The organism is Pseudotabrizicola sediminis (assembly GCF_004745575.1).
Classification (GTDB): Bacteria; Pseudomonadota; Alphaproteobacteria; order Rhodobacterales; family Rhodobacteraceae; genus Pseudotabrizicola; species Pseudotabrizicola sediminis.
On the sequence record NZ_RPEM01000007.1, the window covers coordinates 25,876 to 44,820 of the forward strand.

15 protein-coding genes and 2 tRNA genes are annotated in these 18,945 nt (G+C 62.8%); 9 read left to right on the top strand and 8 right to left on the bottom strand.

Going from position 1 to position 18,945, the window contains the following annotated elements:
* Nucleotides 1-142 precede the first annotated feature (142 nt).
* The 6 genes from EEB11_RS11230 (at nucleotide 143) to iolB (ending at nucleotide 7,420) form a co-directional block, all read left to right on the top strand.
* Nucleotides 143-910 (top strand): SDR family oxidoreductase, encoded by a 768-nt coding sequence (locus EEB11_RS11230; RefSeq protein ID WP_135431399.1) that lies wholly within the window; start codon nucleotides 143-145, stop codon nucleotides 908-910.
* Nucleotides 911-921: 11 nt separating this feature from the next.
* Nucleotides 922-1,923 carry an inositol 2-dehydrogenase gene (gene iolG / locus EEB11_RS11235; RefSeq protein WP_135431401.1) on the top strand — a complete coding sequence of 334 codons (1,002 nt, stop codon included), beginning with the start codon at nucleotides 922-924 and terminating at the stop codon, nucleotides 1,921-1,923.
* Entirely contained in the window at nucleotides 1,923-3,821 is a 1,899-nt protein-coding gene (locus EEB11_RS11240) for a bifunctional 5-dehydro-2-deoxygluconokinase/5-dehydro-2-deoxyphosphogluconate aldolase (RefSeq protein ID WP_135431403.1), read from the top strand. Before iolG ends, EEB11_RS11240 begins: the two co-directional genes overlap by 1 nt.
* A gap of 3 nt (nucleotides 3,822-3,824) precedes the next feature.
* Nucleotides 3,825-5,648, top strand: a complete 1,824-nt coding sequence (iolD, locus tag EEB11_RS11245; protein ID WP_135431405.1) for a 3D-(3,5/4)-trihydroxycyclohexane-1,2-dione acylhydrolase (decyclizing) — start codon at nucleotides 3,825-3,827, stop codon at nucleotides 5,646-5,648.
* Complete coding sequence (iolE, locus tag EEB11_RS11250) at nucleotides 5,645-6,538, top strand: myo-inosose-2 dehydratase (RefSeq protein ID WP_135431407.1); 894 nt, start codon at nucleotides 5,645-5,647, stop codon at nucleotides 6,536-6,538. Before iolD ends, iolE begins: the two co-directional genes overlap by 4 nt.
* A 75-nt stretch (nucleotides 6,539-6,613) precedes the next feature.
* Nucleotides 6,614-7,420 (top strand): 5-deoxy-glucuronate isomerase, encoded by an 807-nt coding sequence (gene iolB, locus EEB11_RS11255; RefSeq protein WP_135431409.1) that lies wholly within the window; start codon nucleotides 6,614-6,616, stop codon nucleotides 7,418-7,420.
* A 9-nt stretch (nucleotides 7,421-7,429) separates the two neighbouring features.
* Here iolB and EEB11_RS11260 read toward each other — a convergent pair.
* From EEB11_RS11260 to tgt, 6 genes are all read right to left on the bottom strand, one after another.
* Nucleotides 7,430-7,505 (bottom strand) — tRNA-Val (locus tag EEB11_RS11260).
* A 147-nt stretch (nucleotides 7,506-7,652) separates the two neighbouring features.
* A tRNA-Val gene (locus tag EEB11_RS11265) sits at nucleotides 7,653-7,727 on the bottom strand.
* A 12-nt stretch (nucleotides 7,728-7,739) separates the two neighbouring features.
* Nucleotides 7,740-8,156 (bottom strand): HU family DNA-binding protein, encoded by a 417-nt coding sequence (locus tag EEB11_RS11270; protein ID WP_135431411.1) that lies wholly within the window; start codon nucleotides 8,154-8,156, stop codon nucleotides 7,740-7,742.
* 177 nt (nucleotides 8,157-8,333) lie between these two features.
* The gene (gene lon, locus EEB11_RS11275) at nucleotides 8,334-10,742 is read right to left on the bottom strand and encodes an endopeptidase La (protein ID WP_135431413.1); all 2,409 of its coding nucleotides are present in this window, start codon (nucleotides 10,740-10,742) and stop codon (nucleotides 8,334-8,336) included.
* Between the two features lie 241 nt (nucleotides 10,743-10,983).
* On the bottom strand, nucleotides 10,984-11,574 hold the full coding sequence (locus EEB11_RS11280) for a hypothetical protein (protein WP_135431415.1): 591 nt from the start codon (nucleotides 11,572-11,574) through the stop codon (nucleotides 10,984-10,986).
* Between the two features lie 157 nt (nucleotides 11,575-11,731).
* Entirely contained in the window at nucleotides 11,732-12,862 is a 1,131-nt protein-coding gene (gene tgt, locus EEB11_RS11285) for a tRNA guanosine(34) transglycosylase Tgt (RefSeq protein WP_135431417.1), read from the bottom strand.
* 204 nt (nucleotides 12,863-13,066) lie between these two features.
* Here tgt and EEB11_RS11290 point away from each other — a divergent pair, with 204 nt between their 5' ends.
* Both EEB11_RS11290 and EEB11_RS11295 read left to right on the top strand, forming a co-directional pair.
* Nucleotides 13,067-13,654 carry a PDC sensor domain-containing protein gene (locus EEB11_RS11290; protein WP_135431419.1) on the top strand — a complete coding sequence of 196 codons (588 nt, stop codon included), beginning with the start codon at nucleotides 13,067-13,069 and terminating at the stop codon, nucleotides 13,652-13,654.
* 51 nt (nucleotides 13,655-13,705) lie between these two features.
* Entirely contained in the window at nucleotides 13,706-16,339 is a 2,634-nt protein-coding gene (locus EEB11_RS11295; protein ID WP_135431421.1) for a methyl-accepting chemotaxis protein, read from the top strand.
* Nucleotides 16,340-16,454: 115 nt separating this feature from the next.
* Here the strand turns inward: EEB11_RS11295 and efp are convergent, their stop codons facing one another.
* The gene (efp, locus tag EEB11_RS11300) at nucleotides 16,455-17,021 is read right to left on the bottom strand and encodes an elongation factor P (RefSeq protein ID WP_135431423.1); all 567 of its coding nucleotides are present in this window, start codon (nucleotides 17,019-17,021) and stop codon (nucleotides 16,455-16,457) included.
* Between the two features lie 125 nt (nucleotides 17,022-17,146).
* Here efp and epmA point away from each other — a divergent pair, with 125 nt between their 5' ends.
* Nucleotides 17,147-18,187: an EF-P lysine aminoacylase EpmA gene (gene epmA / locus EEB11_RS11305; RefSeq protein ID WP_135431425.1), complete on the top strand. Its 1,041-nt coding sequence runs from the start codon at nucleotides 17,147-17,149 to the stop codon at nucleotides 18,185-18,187.
* A gap of 7 nt (nucleotides 18,188-18,194) precedes the next feature.
* Here the strand turns inward: epmA and EEB11_RS11310 are convergent, their stop codons facing one another.
* On the bottom strand, nucleotides 18,195-18,842 hold the full coding sequence (locus tag EEB11_RS11310) for a TetR/AcrR family transcriptional regulator (protein ID WP_135431427.1): 648 nt from the start codon (nucleotides 18,840-18,842) through the stop codon (nucleotides 18,195-18,197).
* Between the last annotated feature and the right edge of the window lie 103 nt (nucleotides 18,843-18,945).

The window sequence follows — 18,945 nt, forward strand, 5'->3', positions numbered from 1 at the left end:
CCGCTTCAGAAATGATGGCTTTTCGTCAGATTGACCAGTCATTTTTCGTCAGGAATGACGCATAGCACCGCCTGACCCGTTGACCGGGCCGCCGGTCTGGCACAAGGTCCGCGCAACCCGCAGCAGGGAGGCCGCGCGTGACATGACCCCACATAGCAACACCACAGCGCTGATCTTTGGCGGCACGCAGGGCCTTGGTCTTGCCATTGCCGAGCGTCTGCGCGCCGAGGGCTGCACCCGTATGGTGCTGGCCGCGCGTGACCCTGACAAGGGGGCTGCGGCAGCGGCCCAACTGGGCGCAACGTTCCTGCCGTGCGATCTGGCCGATGCCGCATCGGTCATCGCCTGCGTTGATCAGGCGGCAGCCCTGATGGGCTCGGTCAACGCGCTGTGCCTGTCGGCCGCGTCAACCGACCGGGGTTCGATCTTGGACACGGCGCCGGAAGCCTTTGACCGCATGTTCGCGATCAACACCAAGGGGCCGTTCTTTGCCATCCAGCGCGTGGCGCAACTGGCAAAAGCCGCACAGCACCCGGCCAGCATCGTTACCATCCTGTCGATGTCGGCCCATGTCGGGCAATCATTCCTGACGCCCTATTCTGCCTCCAAGGCCGCGCTGTCGAACATCACCAAAAACACCGCCAATGCCCTGCGCCACGACCGCATTCGCGCCAATGGCATCAATTGCGGCTGGATGGACACGCCCGGCGAAGACGCAATCCAACGCAGCCACCACGGGTCCACCGATGGCTGGCTGGAACGGGCCGAGGCGGCGCAACCCTTTGGCATGCTGGTAAAACCCGCCCATGTGGCCGGACTTGCCGCCTATATGCTGGGCCCGCAATCCGGTGTGATGACGGGCTCCATCGTTGATTTTGATCAGAACGTCTCTGGCGCATCGCCCGAGTAGAAAGGACCATCATGACCGTCAGATTCGCAATTCTGGGCGCAGGCCGCATCGGCAAGGTGCACGCAGGGGCCGTCGCCTCGGTGCCCGGCGCCACGCTGGTTGCCATTGCCGACCCGATGCCAGACGCCGCCCAAGCCATCAAGGACGCCTATGGCTGCGATATCCGCAGCATCGACGCCATCGAAGGCTCTGCCGATGTCGATGCTGTGGTGATCTGCACCCCCACCGACACGCACGCCGACCTGATCGAGCGCTTTGTCCGGGCCGGAAAAGCCGTGTTCTGCGAAAAGCCGGTCGATCTGTCGCTGGACCGGGTCAAGGATTGCATCGCCACGGTCGAGGCCGCCAAGGGCACGCTGATGGTCGGCTTCAACCGGCGGTTTGACCCCGATTTCATGGCCGTAAAGGCCGCCATCGATGCGGGCCGCGTCGGCCGCGTCGAAATGGTCACCATCACCAGCCGCGACCCCGGCGCACCGCCGCCCGAATACATCACCCGGTCGGGCGGCATGTTCCGCGACATGACGATCCATGACTTCGACATTGCTCGCTGGTTGCTGGGGGAAGAGGTCACGGAAGTCTTCGCTTCGGCGTCCGTGCTGGTCGACAAGCGCATCGGCGAGCTGGGGGATTTCGATTCTGCCAACGTCATCCTGCGCACCGCGTCGGGCACGCAGGCCATCATCACCAACACCCGCCGCGCCGCCTATGGCTACGATCAGCGGATTGAGGTGCTGGGGTCAGACGGGATGGCGGCGGCGGAAAACCATGGGGAGAACCGGATCACGCTGGCCGACAAGGCTGGCTTTCACTCCGCCCCGCTGCTCAACTTCTTCATGTCGCGCTACACCGCCGCCTATGCCAATGAAATCGCGGCCTTTGTCGCCGCCGTCGCAGATGGCGCACCCACGCCCACCACCGGCCATGACGGGCTGATGGCGCTTGCCCTTGCCGAAGCCGCGCTGAAATCCATCGCGACCGGGCGCATGGTCAAGGTGTCAGAGGTATTGTGATGCGGGATCTTGACCTCATCACCATCGGCCGGTCGTCGGTCGACCTGTACGGCGCACAAGTCGGCGGGCGGCTGGAAGATATGGCCAGCTTTCAGAAATACATTGGTGGCAGCCCCACCAACATGTCGGTGGGCACCGCGCGTCTGGGGCTGAAATCGGCGCTGCTGACCCGGGTGGGCGATGAGCACATGGGCCGCTTCATCCGCGAACAGCTGGTGCGGGAAGGGGTTTGTGTCGATGGAGTCAAGACTGACCCCGAACGGCTGACCGCCTTGGTGCTGCTGGGGATACGGGACGAGCACCGCTTTCCGCTGATCTTCTACCGCGAAAACTGCGCCGATATGGCGCTGTGCGAGGATGATGTTGATCCGGCCTTCATCGCCCGCGCCCGTGCCATTGTCGCCACCGGCACCCACCTGTCGCACCCGCGCACCGAAGCCGCCGTGATGAAGGCCCTGCATCTGGCCCGCGCCAATGGCGCACAGACCGCGCTGGATATCGACTACCGCCCCAACCTGTGGGGGCTTGCGGGGCATGGCGACGGCGAAAGCCGGTTCATCGAATCCGCGGCCGTGACTGCCAAGCTGCAAGCCACGCTGCACCTGTTCGACCTGATCGTTGGCACCGAAGAGGAATTCCACATCGCCGGAGGGAGCACCGACACCATCGCCGCCCTGCGCGCCGTGCGGGCAGGGAGTGGCGCCACGCTGGTCTGCAAACGCGGGCCGATGGGGGCTGTGGCCTTCACCGGTGCCGTCCCCGACAGCCTGGATGAGGGCGAAGCCGGTCCTGGCTTCCCGATCGAAGTGTTCAATGTGCTGGGCGCAGGCGACGGCTTCATGTCCGGCCTGCTGAAAGGCTGGCTGGATGGCGAGGCCTGGCCCGTCGCGCTGAAATACGCCAATGCCTGCGGGGCCTTTGCGGTGTCGCGGCATGGCTGCGCCCCGGCCTATCCATCATGGGAGGAGATGCAGTTCTTCTTTGCGCGTGGCGTGGTCAACCCGGCCCTGCGTCACGACCAGCCGCTGGAACAGATCCACTGGTCCACCAACCGCACGGGCGACTGGCCGGAGATGCGGGTCTTTGCCTTTGACCACCGGATGCAGCTGGAAGCCCTGCCGGGAGCCAATCCCGAAAAGATCGGCGCTTTCAAGGAATTGTGTCTCAAAGCTGCGACGCAGGCTCAACAGGGCCGCCCCGGTTATGGCATCCTGTGCGACAACCGTCTGGGCCGCGATGCGCTGCATGCGGCGGCTGAAACCGGCTTGTGGATCGGCCGCCCGGTCGAATGGCCCGGATCACGCCCGCTGACGCTTGAACCAGAACTTGGCCCCGATTTCGGCGGGCTGTCGGAATGGCCGCTGGCCCATGTGGTCAAGGTGCTGTGCTTTTACCACCCCGACGACACAGCTGACATAAAGGCCGAACAAGAGGCCACCGTCACCCGCCTGTTCCACGCCGCCCGCCGCAACCGGCTGGAGTTTTTGCTGGAGGTGATCCCGTCCAAGGCAGGGCCGGTGACCGACCAGACCACCGCTCAGGTGATCCAGCGGTTCTACGACATTGGCATCTTCCCTGACTGGTGGAAGCTGGAACCGATGCAGTCGGAAGCCGGATGGCAGGCCGCCGTTGACGCCATCACCCGCAACGATGCCCACACGCGCGGCATCGTGGTTCTGGGGCTGGGGGAGTCGGAAGACGCCCTTGCCGCCAGCTTTGCCGCCGCCGCAAAGTTCGATCTGGTCAAGGGCTTTGCCGTTGGCCGCACCATCTTTGCCGAAGCCGCCGAGGGCTACATGGCGGGCTCGATCTCCGCAGACACGGCGGTCGAGATGATGGCCGCAACCTATACCCGGCTGTGCACCCTGTGGGATGCACAGCGCGCCGCGAAAGGATAGCCGATGGCCACGATCCGACTGACCGCCGCTCAGGCGATGATGCGCTACCTTGCCGCGCAGATGAATGATGAGGGTCAGACCTATCTGGCCGGATGCTGGGCGATCTTTGGCCATGGCAATGTGGCTGGCATTGGTGAGGCATTGCACGGCATCAAGGACACCTGGCCCACATGGCGCGGCCAGAACGAACAGTCGATGGCCCATACCGCCATCGCCTATGCCAAGCAGATGCGCCGCACCCGGGCGATGGCCATCACCTCCTCCATCGGGCCGGGGGCGCTGAACATGGTCACCGCCGCCGCTCTGGCGCATGTGAACCGCCTGCCGGTGCTGCTGATCCCCGGTGATGTGTTTGCGGGCCGCGGCCCTGACCCGGTGCTGCAACAGATCGAGGATACCACTGACGGCACCGCATCCGTCAACGATTGCTTCCGCCCGGTCAGCCGCTATTTCGACCGGATCACCCGGCCCGAGCAGTTGCTGACCGCCCTGCCCCGTGCAATGCGCACCATGACCGACCCGGCAGAGTGCGGCCCGGTGACGCTGTCGTTCTGTCAGGACGTGCAGGCCGAAGCCTTTGACTGGCCCGAGGCGTTTTTTGCGCGACGCGTCTGGCGTATCCGCCGCCCGCATCCCGACCCGGTGGAATTGGACCACATAGCCGCCTTGATCCGCGCCGCACAGCGCCCGGTGATCATCGCAGGCGGTGGTGTGCATTTTTCCGGCGCGGATGCCGCCCTTGCCGAATTTGCGCAGCGCTTTGACATTCCCGTGGTTGAAACGCAGGCCGGCAAATCGGCGCTGCCATGGGACCATCCGCTGAACTTCGGCCCGGTCGGCGTGACCGGGGCCAGCAGCGCCAATGCGGTGTGCGAGGATGCCGACCTGATCCTTGGCGTCGGCACACGGTTTCAGGACTTCACCACCGGATCATGGGCCTTGTTCAAGAACAAGGACCGCAAACTGGTATCGATCAACGTGGCGGCCTATGACGCGATGAAGCATGGGGCCGAACCGCTGTGCGCCGATGCGCTTGTGGCCTTGCAGCAGTTGCAGGTCGCACTAGCCGATCACCGCTGCCCTGCCCCGCCCGCCGGTCTGAAAGCCGCATGGTTCGCCGCCGTGGACCCGCTGACCGACGTGCCCGGCGATGCAAATGCCCTGCCGACCGACCAGCAAGTCATCGGCGCGGTACAGCGCGCGGGCCACATGGAAACCGTGGTGATGTGCGCCGCAGGCACAATGCCGGGTGAATTGCACAAGCTGTGGAAAGCCCCGAAACAGGGGGCTTATCACATGGAATACGGCTTTTCCTGCATGGGCTATGAAATCGCCGGGGCCATCGGCATCAAGATGGCCCAGCCAGAGCGGGACGTGATCTGCATGGTCGGCGATGGCAGCTACATGATGATGAATTCGGAAATGGCCACCGCCGCGATGATGGGCGTGCATTTCACCACCGTCATCACCGACAACCGGGGCTATGGCTGCATCAACCGGCTGCAAATGGGCACCGGCGGGGCAGAGTTCAACAATCTCTACGCCCATGCCAACATCACCAACGCGCCCCGCATCGACTTTGCCGCCCATGCGGGGGCGATGGGGGCCACCTCGGTCAAGGTTGCCAGCATTGCCGAGCTGGAAACCGCCCTCACCCGTCGTGACCAGATCGGCGGTCCCTATGTGATCGTCATCGACACCGATCCCTATCCCAGCACCCCGCATGGCGGCCACTGGTGGGAGGTGTCGGTGCCCGAGGTCAGCACAAGATCGCAGGTGAACGACGCCCGCGTACAATATGAAACCCAACGGAAAGACCAAGCATGATCCGCTTTGGAACCAACCCCATCGCCTGGGCCAATGATGATGACCAAAGCATCGGGGCCGACATTCCCACCGCCCGCATTCTGGACGAGGCGGGTCGCCAGATCGGCTTTGACGGCATCGAGAACGGCCACCGCTGGCCAGACGACCCCGAAGCCTTGCGCGCGCTGCTGGCAGAATATGGCCTCACCTTCATCTCGGGCTGGTATTCCACCAACCTGCTGCTGCATTCGGTGGAAGACGAGGTCAAAGCCTGTCAGGCGCATCTGGCCAAGCTGAAGCACAATGATTGTCAGGTGATGATCGTCTGTGAAACCTCGAACGCGATCCACGGGGCAGTCGTGGCGGTGAATGACCGCCCACGGTTGACCGACGCCGAGATGGAGGCGTTTGGCACCAAGCTGGAGGCGTTTGCCGCCTATCTGGCAAGCGAAGGCATCACGCTGGTCTACCATCACCACATGGGCACCATCGTGGAATCGCCGGATGAAATCGACGCGCTGATGGCCGCCACCGGCCCGCACACGCATCTGCTGTTCGATGCCGGGCACTGCGCCTTTGGTGGTGGTGATCCGGTGGCGGTGCTGACGCGCCATGCCGCGCGCGTGCGCCATTTCCACGCCAAGAACATCCGCCCCGCCGTTACCTCTCGGGTGCGGAGCGAAGGCCTTTCCTTCCTGCAAGGCGTGCTGGCCGGGGCCTTTACCGTGCCCGGCGATCAGGAGGGCGGCGTGGATTTCGCCCCGCTTTTGCAGATTTTGGCCGATGTGGGTTATGATGGCTGGATCGTGATCGAGGCGGAACAAGACCCGACCCAACGCAACCCCCTGCTGTATCAGACGCTGGGGCTGGCGACGCTGAAGCGGCTGTCAAAGCAAGCCGGGTTGATCTGAGGTAGGCGGCGGAGGGGCCCCCGATGTGTGGCCCTCTCCGCTGTCGTCCCCCGGAGTATTTTGGAAAGGTACAAGATGAGCAAGCTGTTGATAAAGCCCCAGGGCGCTGCAGGCAAAGTGCATGACATAACCCCCGAAAGCGCAGGCTGGGGCTATGTCGGGTTTCAGCTTTACCGGCTGGAGGCGGGTGAGACCGCCAGCGGTTCGCTGGGCGACCGCGAGGCGATCTTTGTCTTTGTCGAAGGCAAGGGCCAGTTTTCCGGCGGCGGGCAGGACTGGGGCGTGCGCGGCGACCGGATGGATGTGTTTGAAAAGACCCCGCCACATTGCATCTACCTGCCCGATGGCTCTGACTGGGCCGTCACGGCCACTTCCCGGCTGACGCTGGCCGTCTGCACCGCACCGGGGGCTGGCGGCCATGCTGCCGCGTCCATCGGGCCTAAGGATGTGCCACAGCTGACACGCGGCAAGGGCACCAACACCCGCCATATCAACGCCATCGCGATGGAAGAGCGCGATGTGGCCGACAGCCTGCTGGTGACCGAGGTCTTCACCCCGGCAGGCCATTGGTCCAGCTATCCGCCGCACCGGCATGACGAAGACAGCTTTCCCCACATGACCTATCTGGAGGAAACCTATTACCACCGCCTGAACCCGGCGCAGGGCTTTGGCATCCAGCGGGTGTTCACCGAAGACGGCAGTTTGGATGAGACCATGGCGGTGGCAGACGGCGACGTGGTGCTGGTGCCAAAGGGCCATCACCCCTGCGGCGCGCCCTATGGGTATGAGATGTATTACCTTAACGTCATGGGCGGCCCGCTGCGCAAATGGCGGTTCCAGAACCACCCTGACCATGACTGGATTGCGAAACGCGACGCCTGAGATGGGGAATGGTGGGTGATGACGGACTCGAACCGCCGACATCTTCGGTGTAAACGAAGCGCTCTACCAACTGAGCTAATCACCCGACTTGCGCTCGTTTAACGCCTTGTCGCGCCGCTATCAAGCCTGCTTTTGGGGTGACTTTGTGGGCACGTGCCGGGGGGTCGCACCACGTTCCGAAATACAAAAAGGCGATCCCTTAAAGGATCGCCTTTTTGGAAAAGCGGAAGAATGGTGGGCGATAACGGATTTGAACCGCTGACATCTTCGATGTGAACGAAGCGCTCTACCGCTGAGCTAATCGCCCGATGGCAGCGTCTTAGACGGCTTCGCCCGCCTCTGCAAGGGTCTCTTTCGACTGTTTCGGCTTTGGCGTTCCGGTGCCGCGCACCTTGAGCGTCATCATCGCCCGGCCTTCGCGGTCAACCGATTTTGCCACCCGCACCTTGCCGACACCGGGCAGTTTCAGCTCTTGCCCCTTGGCCAGCGCATCACCCAACGCGGTCAGGGTCGCCTCGACAATTTCCTTCACGCCTTTCTTCTTGCCGCCGGTCGTTTCCGTCACACGGGTGACCAGTTCACGCAGTTTCAACGCGGCGGCGCGCTCGTCCTTGCTGTCGGCGGGTGTCGGTTCGATGGCCGGGGCCGCGGCAAGAGCCGCAGGCTCTGCCGCAAGCTTTGGCTTCGGCGCAGGGATGCCCTTCGGACCGGGTTTCGCTGTGGGCTTGCTGGCCATGGAAAACTCTCCGTCTGACAGATGTTGGGGATGACCTTTTCCGCAGATTAGCCATGTTCACAGGCGGATGTCACTGACAAACGCGCGTGTGCCCCAGCGCCGCTGTCAAAACTCTCCCGACAATGAAAAAGCGCCCCCGACCGGGGGCGCTTTGAGGGTACGGACGTCGCCAGAGGCTTAATGCGCGGTCTGCGACAGCTGGGACAACTCGCCTGCCCGGCGGGCCGCGGCGGCAGCCTCCTCGGCGGCTTCATCCCATTCGATGGGTTCCGGCTGGCGGACAAGGGCGGCGGCCAGAACTTCGCGGACGTGGCTGACCGGGATGATCTTCAGCCCCTGCTTCACATTGTCCGGAATCTCGGCCAGATCCTTTTCGTTTTCCTGCGGGATCAGCACGGTCTTGATGCCGCCCCGCAATGCCGCCAGAAGTTTCTCTTTCAAACCACCGATCGGCATCGCATTGCCGCGCAAGGACACCTCGCCCGTCATTGCGATGTCGCGCCGCACCGGAATGCCGGTCAGCACCGACACGATAGAGGTCACCATCGCAAGGCCCGCCGATGGCCCGTCCTTCGGGGTCGCCCCATCGGGAACGTGAACGTGAATATCCATCGTTTCGAACTTCGGCGGTTTCACCCCGATTTGCGGACTGATCGAGCGCACGTAGGACGCTGCCGCTTCGATGGATTCCTTCATCACATCGCCCAGCTTGCCGGTCGTCTTCATCCGCCCTTTGCCGGGCAGTTTCAGCGCCTCGATGTGCAGCAGATCGCCGCCTACCGATGTCCAGGCAAGGCCGGTCACCACGCCGACCTGATCTTCCAACTCGGCCAGACCATAGCGGTGCCGCTGCACGCCCAGATACTCTTCCACCTTGGCGTCATCGACAGCCACGGACTTGGCCTTGCCCTTCAGGATTTCGGTCACCGCCTTGCGGGCCAGTTTCGCGATTTCCCGCTCAAGGTTCCGCACCCCGGCTTCGCGGGTGTAGTAGCGGATCACATGGGTCAGCGCCGCGTCGTCGACGCTAAACTCACCCTTTTTCAGACCGTTGGCCGCGATCTGCTTGGGCAGCAGATGCTGACGCGCAATTTCGCGCTTCTCGTCTTCGGTGTAGCCCGCCAGCGGGATGATCTCCATCCGGTCCAAGAGCGGGCCGGGCATGTTGTAGCTGTTGGCGGTAGTGATGAACATTACGTTCGACAGGTCGTATTCCACCTCAAGGTAGTGGTCGACGAAGGTGCCGTTCTGTTCCGGGTCCAGAACCTCGAGCAGGGCAGATGCCGGATCACCCCGGAAATCCTGCCCCATCTTGTCGATCTCATCCAGCAGGATCAACGGGTTGTTGGTCTTGGCCTTTTTCAGGCTTTGGATGATCTTGCCCGGCATCGACCCGATATAGGTCCGCCGGTGACCGCGGATTTCAGACTCGTCACGCACACCGCCGAGGGAAATGCGGATGAACTCGCGCCCGGTTGCCTTGGCGACCGACCGGCCCAGCGAGGTTTTGCCCACGCCCGGAGGGCCGACAAGGCACAGGATCGGCCCTTTCAGCTTGGTAGACCGCGCCTGCACCGCAAGGTATTCGACGATCCGCTCCTTGACCTTGTCCAGACCGTGATGATCGGCGTCCAGCACCTTTTGTGCCGCAGCCAGATCTTTCTTGACGCGCGACTTCACATCCCATGGAACGCCAAGCAGCCAATCCAGATAATTGCGCACGACAGTCGCCTCGGCGCTCATCGGGCTCATGGATTTGAGCTTCTTGACCTCGGCATCGGCCTTTTCGCGGGCCTCTTTCGACAATTTGGTGGCCGCGATGCGGGCTTCCAGCTCGGCGATTTCGTTCTGGCCTTCCTCGCCATCCCCCAACTCGCGCTGGATCGCCTTCATCTGTTCGTTGAGGTAATATTCGCGCTGCGTCTTTTCCATCTGGGTCTTGACGCGCGTTTTGATCTTTTTCTCGACCTGCAGCACGCTCATTTCGCCCTGCATGTGGCCGTAGACCTTTTCCAGCCGCTCGGACACGTCCAGCGTTTCCAGCAGCGCCTGCTTCTGGGCCACTTCCACCCCCAGATGGCCCGACACAAGGTCGGCCAGCCGCGCGGGTTCGCGCGTTTCAGACACTGCAGACAGCGCCTCTTCGGGGATGTTCTTCTTGATCTTGGCGTAGCGTTCAAATTCATCCGCCACAGCGCGCAGCATCGCCTCGACGGCCGAGGCATCGCCGGGGGTTTCAGACAGCGGCGCGGCCGACGCTTCAAAGAAGCTGGGGTTGTCGATGAATTCGGTGATCTTCACCCGCGTCTTGCCCTCGACCAGCACCTTGACCGTGCCATCGGGAAGTTTCAGCAATTGCAGCACATTGGCCAGAACACCGACGCGGTAGATCCCATCGGTTGAGGGGTCATCGACGGTCGGGTCGATCTGGCTGGACAAAAGGATCTGCTTGTCGTCCTGCATCACCTCTTCCAGCGCCCGCACGGATTTCTCGCGGCCGACAAACAACGGCACGATCATATGCGGGAACACCACGATATCGCGCAACGGCAGTACCGGGTAGCTGGTCGAAAATTGCTCGCTCATCTTTGGTATCCTTATCTCGGCAGGAAGGTCACGGCCCCGTCCATCGGCAGCATCCCGACCTTCCCCTCTCTGGCTCCTCTATCTGGGGAGTCTGCGGGGGGGTGTCAACCAGGGCAGCCAAGTGGCCGGGAAAGGCCAGCCGTTTGGTGTGATGATGCGCCTTGGCGCTTGCGCGGGCAAGGGACAATCCCGGACAAATCTGCGCAGTCGGGCGGCCTGTCCGGCCCGGTGCCCTGTCCGGTCAGGTGCGGCTGAAGCCGGGCTTCAGGATCAGCTCTCCCACATCCCCCGCCTCTGCCCCGTCCAGAATACCAGCCACCGCCGCGCCGATCCGGGTGATGCAGGGCGGGCAGACCGTGTAGCAGACCAGGGCCGGATGCTGCACCCCCGGCAGGGTCGGGTCTTTCCATGATGCACCCGGCGCATGCACCATCCCGCAGACCGAGCATTTCTGGTCGCGGGCGGCCGGGTCATAGCTCCACACCTCCATTGGCGGGTTCAGCCGGATCGCATCGCGCAGCTCGTGCACCATGATCACACGGCCGTCTTTCATCGGCTTGATCGTCAACCGGAAGCGGCGCAACTCATCCGGGCCATCGCAGCGGTAATCCATTCGCAGGCTGCCCTGGGTGTCAATCACCGCCGCCACCATTTGCTGAACCGTGCCTGCCGTCGCGCTGTCGGTGATGTAATCGGTCAGCCGGGTTGCCAGCACATCATTGGCAAGGATCGACGTTCCCCCATTGCGCAAGGCAAAATCATCCCAGTCTCCGCCAACCCAGAGGATGCGAAGCGACGAGTCGACCACGCAGAAACAATGCAGAAATTTCAAGCCACTTGTCCGTATTTGCAGGGTGCTGCGCCGTCACATTAGCAGCGCGCTGCAAAAAATGCGCGTGGAAGTTTACAGTTTGCTCAATTTTTGCATGCCGTCGTATGCGGATGCCACAGGTCCGGCCCCGTGCCCCGCCTTGCCGATGTCAGGACGGTCAGACCGGGTCGATATCCCCCATCGCCCTTTGCGCGTGAAACGCCGCCACAAAGGCGGGCAGAGTTCCGGTCGCGATGGCATCGCGCAGGCCCTGCATCAGCTCCTGATAATAATGCAGGTTGTGCCAGGTCAGCAGCATGCCGGAAATCATTTCCTGCGCCTTGAACACATGGTGCAGATAGGCGCGGCTGTAGCTGCGGCAGGCCGGGCAGGTGCAGTCTTCATCCAGCGGGCGCGGGTCATCCATGTGGCGCGCGTTCTTGATGTTGACCTGCCCGCGCCGGGTCCAGGCCTGCCCGGTGCGGCCAGAGCGGCTGGGCAGCACGCAATCCATCATGTCGATCCCACGCTCCACCGCACCCACGATGTCATCGGGCTTGCCCACCCCCATCAGGTAGCGCGGCTTGTCTTCCGGCAGGAAGCCCGGCGCATAGTCCAGCACGCCGAACATCGCCTCTTGCCCCTCGCCCACCGCAAGGCCACCCACCGCATAGCCATCGAACCCGATGTCCACCAGCGCGCGCGCCGACTCCTCGCGCAGATCCCGCGTGACTCCACCCTGCATGATCCCGAACAGCGCGTGTCCCGGCCGGTCGCCAAAGGCATCCCGCGATCGCTGTGCCCAGCGCATGGACAGCGCCATCGACTTGGCCACCTCGGCATCGGTCGCGGGCAAGGCGGGGCATTCGTCGAAACACATCACGATGTCGGACCCCAGCAGCTTCTGAATCTCCATGCTGCGTTCAGGCGACAGCATGTGTTTGGACCCATCGATATGGCTGGCAAACCGCACACCCTCTTCGGTCAGCTTGCGCAAGGATGCCAGGCTCATCACCTGAAACCCGCCGGAATCGGTCAGGATGGGGCGCTCCCAGTTCATGAAACGGTGCAAGCCACCCAGATGCGCAATCCGTTCCGCCGTCGGGCGCAGCATCAGGTGATAGGTGTTGCCCAGCAGAATATCGGCCCCGGTCGCGCGCACCGACTCTGGCAGCATCGCCTTAACCGTGGCCGCCGTACCCACCGGCATGAAGGCCGGGGTGCGGATATCGCCGCGCGGGGTGCGGATCACGCCCTTGCGCGCCGTGCCATCGGTCGCCTCGACCGTAAAACCGAACCTCTGCGCCATCGCCCTGCCCATTCCTGCTGTGATCAGCGGCCCGAATACCCGATCCGTCCGGGAATCCAAGGCCCGGGTCAGGGGCGCGCAACGGCAAGGCGAAAAAATTATGCGGATTTTAGGGACCGCTCCGCTGTTAAGGGGTCGGCAAGCCGGTTGCCATTAAGTGATCTGGACCGCCCGGATGACCGGGCCTCTTTGGGGGATTTCACAATGCGCCGTTTCGCCGCCACCTTGCTTTTTGCCTGCGCCCTGCCTGCCTTTGGCCTACCCGCTTTCGCAACCGAAAGCGCCTTCCCAGAGGACAAGGCCCGCGCCTTCACGACAGAAGCGCTTAACACCTGGGCCGCCGACCCGGAGCTGATCTCTGCCGTACTGGCGCAGAACCTGCGCCACGCCGCGCTGACGCAGGCCGATATCGACGCGCTGGATCAGGCGTGGATGTCAGAACTCGGAAAATCCGTGCAACCCACCATCAGCAGTGTTCTGACCACCCCTGCCTCAGACCTGCTGCGCAATCAGATCGAAGCGGCCGGCGGCCAAATCAGTGAAGTGTTCGTGATGGATTCGCTTGGCCTCAATGTCGCAGCGGCCGCTGCCACCTCGGACTACTGGCAGGGGGATGAGGCGAAGTTTCAGGAAACCTATCCCAATGGCCCCGGTGCAATCCACATCAGCGAGGTTGAGTTCGACGAAAGCAGCCAAGCCTATCAGGTTCAGGTGTCGTTTACCCTGACAGACCCTGCCGATGGCAGTGTCATCGGCGCGGTCACGGTCGCCCTGAATGCAGAACAGTTCTGACCTCAACGTCTCTGACATCTTCTCCAGCTGTCGCATCCAAGGATTGTCCCGATGCCCATGACCCTTTCTTCCCTGTTCCAACTGCGGTCCATCTTCCTCAAGGCGACCGTAATCACCGCGCTCACTGTGGCTGTCGTCGTTGCAAGCTCGATCTTTGGCAGCAACGTCGACAAAAAGGCGATGCTGCATGCCGCATTGCGGGAAATGGCGGGAATGGTCACCAATATGTCCGGGCACAGTGCTGGCGGGGCCTTGCGGTTCAACAAGCCCGAAGCGGCAAACGTGATCGAACAGGAATTGTTCGATCTGACCGGCGAAGATCTGACAGAGATTTTGACGTTGCGCCTAGATGGCACTGTGTTTTCCCAGGCCCGCCGTCCGGGTGCAACAGCCACGGATGATGCGCCTGTGCGGCTTGGCAATGACCTGCTGGCCAAAGTTACCGCTTGGGTTGCGCAAAACCGTCAACCAGGCCACGACGAAGAACTGCTGTACAGCGAAGACGGCCTGATGGCGGCCCATCCGGTCTATTTCGGTGCCGAATCGCAGATCGTTGGCGTGATCGTCACGCGCTGGTCCGATGAACGGATCTCGGCAGAGGTTGCGGCGACAACTCGGCAGAGCCTGGTGACGGGCGCGGGTATTTTTGCGGTGATGCTGTTTGTGGCTGCCCTTCTGTTCCGCCGGTTCATCTCAAGCCCGCTGCGCAACCTGAATGAGGCGGTCAGCAAAGTGGCCGCCGGAGATTATGCAGTTGAAGTGCCGGGCCGAACCGCGCACGATGAGATCGGCGACATCGCCCGGGCGCTCGAAGGCTTTCGCTCCGATCTCGCCGCCTCGCTGGAGGTGACACGCGTCGGCATGTTCAAGGGCTCCGGCTTTGAAGGGGCCTCAGCCGCGCTCACGATTACCGACACGGATTTCCGCATCCTGTTTGCCAACGCCGCAGCGCAAACCCTGATGACCAGTCATTTCTCGGCGGGTCAGGGCGCGGCCACGCCGCTGACCGGACGCCCCGCCACCAGCCTTGATCCGGCCCTCGCCAACCTGTCCGGCCGCGGCGGCGCAGGTCTGCCGCAAGCCATCGGCTTCTCACGCGGAAGCGATATGTTTGCCGTCTCAATGGCCGCCATCCGCGACACTGACGGCGTGCTTACCGGCTATGTTCTTGAATGGCGCATGACCACGCAAGACCGCCGCAATGCCGCTGTCCTCTCGGCGATCGACGCGGGGCAACTGCGCGCTGAATTGTCAAAGTCCGGCCAGATCGAATCTGCGAATGACCGCTTTGCCGCCTTGCTTGGGCATTCTGCCGCAACGATCGCCGGACGCGACTGCCGCAGCCAGCTGACACTCGAAGAGCCTGCGTCCGGCGATCTGTGGGGGCGGCTCAGATCGGGCGATCCGGTCGACGGGCTGATCCGTCTGAGCTTGCCAAACGGTGACGCTGCCTTGCTTGATGCGCGCATCACCCCGGTCAAAGACGACAAGGATGCGGTGCAATCCTATCTTCTGCTCGCAACCGATGTCACCCGGCAGCAAGCCGATCAGCGCGAGGCCGAGGCACGTCGGCGCGACATGGAGGCGGCACAGAGCAAAGTCGTCGATTCGCTTCGCGCAGCACTGGCGCAACTGTCGAACGGCGACCTGACCGCCACCCTGGGCGAGACGTTCGACACCCGATATGAAGGTCTGCGCTCCGATTTCAACGAAGCGACAGAGCGGTTGCGGGCGGCGATGTCGGATGTCGTTGACAGCTCGGCCGCCATCCGCGGCGAAGTGGGCGACATCAGCAGCGCCGCCGACAATCTCAGCCGCCGCACCGAACAACAGGCCGCCACGCTGGAGCAGACCTCTGCCGCGCTTGACCAGATGACAACCTCGGTCAAATCCACCGCCGAAGTCGCCCGCAACGCCAATTCACGGGTGGAAGAGGCCAAGCAGAATGCCGAAACCTCGGGCCGGGTTGTGCGCGAGGCTGTGTCGGCCATGGGCGAAATCGAACAAAGCTCGTCCAAGATTTCTCGCATCACCTCTGTGATCGACGAAATCGCCTTCCAGACCAACCTGCTGGCGCTGAACGCCGGGGTCGAGGCCGCCCGCGCGGGCGAGGCCGGGCGTGGCTTTGCCGTCGTCGCCTCGGAAGTGCGCGATCTGGCGCAGCGCTCGTCCGAGGCCGCGCGCGAAATCGCCGGGCTGATCACCGCCTCTTCCGATCAGGTCAAACGCGGCGTCAGCCTTGTGGCAGAGGCCGGCCGCAGCCTGACCGGCATCCAATCCGCGGTAGGGGAGGTGCACAGCCTGGTGTCAGAGATTGCAAGTTCGGCCAAGGAACAATCCAACGGCATCACCGAGTTGAACACCGCCGTCAAACATCTGGACCAGGTGACCCAGCAAAATGCCGCAATGTTCGAGGAAACCTCTGCGGCATCGCAATCGCTGAACCGGGCAGCCGGTGCACTGGCCGAAACCACCGCGCGCTTTACCCTGAACAGCGGCACCCGGCGCGACGCGTCCTCTGGTCCGATGGCCAGCCGAACCGCGCAGTCTTGGGGCCCGCCCAAAGCAGACAGCAAGCCTGCCCCAGGCACCTTTCAGTCTTCACGCACGCCCCCCGCCCGGTCCTCATCCCGCGCCGCACAGACCGCAACCGCCGCAGACCGCGACAGCTGGGAAGATTTCTGATCCCGAACGAAATCTGATCCCAAATAAAAATGCCGGATCCGACCATCGGATCCGGCATCTTGCATCCTGTCAGCGCAAAGACAGCTACGCCGGGATCAGACCGCGCAAAACAGGGTCAGTCCTTGGCACGTCCCACATAAGAATAATCGTCGGTGTTGATCTCGATCCGCGTGCCGGTACCAATATGCGGCGGCACCATCACCCGCAGCCCGTTCGAGCAGATCGCCGGCTTGTAGGACGATGACGCCGTCTGCCCCTTCACCACCGGTTCGGTTTCTGTAATCTCGACGATCACGCGCTGGGGCAGTTCAATGGCAATCGCGACGCCTTCATAGGTCCGAAGATAGACCTTGATGCCTTCGTTCAGAAACACCTTGTCATCGCCCACCACATCCGGCGTCACTGCGATCTGCTCATAAGTGGTAGGCTCCATGAAGTGATAGCCTTCGCCATCTTCATACAGAAAATCATATTCCCGCTCGTCCACCGTGGCCTTTTCGACCATCTCGGTGGTGCGCCAGCGCTCGGCCACCTTCACCCCGTCCGAAATCCGGCGCATATCGACACTGGTGGTGGGCGTGCCCTTGCCGGGATGGAAGTTTTCAGCTTTCAGAACGGCATAGAGCTTGCCATCCATTTCAACAACATTGCCCTTGCGCAGCGAGGATGCGATGACTTTCACGGTCAGGTTTTCCTTGTGGTTTGAAAGGCCGAAGGATAGCCCCGGCACCGATTGTCTGCGCGCCTACCGCATCTGACGGCGAATTTCAACGCAGGCCGCGCAAAAAGACCGCAGGAAGGGTTCGCATGTCCGGTTCAGACACCTGGTGGTCCGCCACACGCCACGCCGACCGCCGCCCGCTGCTGCTGGCGCGCAACCGAATTCAGGCGCGGATCCGCAACCATCTGGCGGAGGACGGTTTTACCGAGGTCGACCCCGCCGCGCTGCAAACCAGCCCCGGCAATGAAACGCATCTGCACGCCTTTGGCACTGACGCCATCGGCAACGATGGCCAATCACGGCGCATGTATCTGCACACCAGTCCCGAATTCGCGATGAAAAAGCTGCTCGCGGCGGGCGAGACGCAGATCCATGCCTTTGCCCATGTCTGGCGCAACCGCGAACGTGGCGCGCGGCACAGCCCGGAGTTCACCATGCTGGAATGGTACCGGGTCGGACAGGATTACAGCACCTTGATGCAGGATTGCGCGGCCTTTTTGCGGCTCGCGGCACAGGCGGCGGGTGCCAACCACTTGCGCTTTCGCGAGGCGACCTGCGACCCCATGCTTGAACCGGAACGGGTATCGGTGGCCGATGCGATGCGACGCCACGCCTCGGTCGACCTGCTGGCCACGCTGGCCCATGATGGCAGTGCCGACCGCGAATCCCTTGCCCGTCAGGCAGCAGCCATCCACCTGCGCGTTGCCCCCGATGACACCTGGTCCGACATCTTCAGCCGCATCCTGTCCGACCGGGTCGAGCCGCATCTGGGCCATGGCCGGCCCACCCTGCTCGACCGCTATCCGGTGGTCGAGGCCGCGCTTGCCCGCCCCTGCGCCGATGACCCGCGCGAGGCAGAACGGTTCGAATTGTATGCCTGCGGGGTCGAACTCGCCAATGGCTTTGGCGAGCTGACCGACGCGACCGAACAACGCCGCCGCTTTGCCGCCGAGATGGAGGAAAAGGCGCGGATCTATGGCGAGCGTTATCCGCTGGACGAAGATTTCCTTGCGGCCCTCGCCCATATGCCGCCTGCCAGCGGCTGCGCCCTGGGGTTTGACCGGCTGGTGATGCTGGCGACCGGAGCCCCACGCATCGACGATGTGCTTTGGGTGCCAGTGGGTTAGCACCGCCTCAGATCACGCCAATCCCGCGCAGGATGACCGTCTTTGCCGTCTCGGTCGCGTCACGCCATTGCGCATCACTCAGCGGCTCGCCGCCGTTCAGCGTCTCGATCTGATGACCGAAATCAGCATAATGCTGCGTCATCGCCCAGAGCATGTACAATAGATGGCGCGGATCGACCGGGGCCATCTTGCCCTCATCCACCCAGGCCTGGATCACCGCCATCCGCCCCGCCGTCCAGTCGCGCAAGGTCGTTTCCAGATAATCCTGTATCACCGGCGCGCCATGCATCACCTCGGATGCCCAGACCTTTGACCCGAACGGATGACGGCGCGAGATCGCCATCTTGGCCTCGATATAGCCGCCGATCCCTTCGACCGGGCCGGGGGCATCGTCAAAAGTGTCGGCGGCATGCAACCAGATTTCAAAGATGTTGCGCACCACCTGCCGGTAGAGCGCCTCCTTGGTGGGAAAGTAGTAATGCAGATTGGCCTTGGGCAGCCCCGCCATATCGGCGATCAACTGCATGGTCGCCCCGCCATAGCCAGCCTCGGCAAACACCTTTTCTGCCGCATCCAAAATCACACGCTCATTTTCGCGCCGGATTTCGGTGCGTCTGCCCTTCTGGATGCGTGAAACTTGTGCGTTCTGTGTCATCAGCCTGTTGGAAATTATGTTGACCGGATGGTCAGGTTGTGGTGCGCTTGGTCCTGACCATACGGTCAGGAAATGAGTCGCCGCAAGAGGGGCAAAGACCCTT

Bases quoted from the DNA above. Each gene is read 5' to 3' on its own strand.
- EEB11_RS11230 (WP_135431399.1), top strand. From the start codon at position 143: ATGACCCCACATAGCAACACCACAGCGCTGATCTTTGGCGGCACGCAG.
- iolG (WP_135431401.1), top strand. From the start codon at position 922: ATGACCGTCAGATTCGCAATTCTGGGCGCAGGCCGCATCGGCAAGGTG.
- EEB11_RS11240 (WP_135431403.1), top strand. From the start codon at position 1,923: ATGCGGGATCTTGACCTCATCACCATCGGCCGGTCGTCGGTCGACCTG.
- iolD (WP_135431405.1), top strand. From the start codon at position 3,825: ATGGCCACGATCCGACTGACCGCCGCTCAGGCGATGATGCGCTACCTT.
- iolE (WP_135431407.1), top strand. From the start codon at position 5,645: ATGATCCGCTTTGGAACCAACCCCATCGCCTGGGCCAATGATGATGAC.
- iolB (WP_135431409.1), top strand. From the start codon at position 6,614: ATGAGCAAGCTGTTGATAAAGCCCCAGGGCGCTGCAGGCAAAGTGCAT.
- EEB11_RS11270 (WP_135431411.1), bottom strand. From the start codon at position 8,156: ATGGCCAGCAAGCCCACAGCGAAACCCGGTCCGAAGGGCATCCCTGCG.
- lon (WP_135431413.1), bottom strand. From the start codon at position 10,742: ATGAGCGAGCAATTTTCGACCAGCTACCCGGTACTGCCGTTGCGCGAT.
- tgt (WP_135431417.1), bottom strand. From the start codon at position 12,862: ATGGCGCAGAGGTTCGGTTTTACGGTCGAGGCGACCGATGGCACGGCG.
- EEB11_RS11290 (WP_135431419.1), top strand. From the start codon at position 13,067: ATGCGCCGTTTCGCCGCCACCTTGCTTTTTGCCTGCGCCCTGCCTGCC.
- EEB11_RS11295 (WP_135431421.1), top strand. From the start codon at position 13,706: ATGCCCATGACCCTTTCTTCCCTGTTCCAACTGCGGTCCATCTTCCTC.
- epmA (WP_135431425.1), top strand. From the start codon at position 17,147: ATGTCCGGTTCAGACACCTGGTGGTCCGCCACACGCCACGCCGACCGC.
- EEB11_RS11310 (WP_135431427.1), bottom strand. From the start codon at position 18,842: ATGACACAGAACGCACAAGTTTCACGCATCCAGAAGGGCAGACGCACC.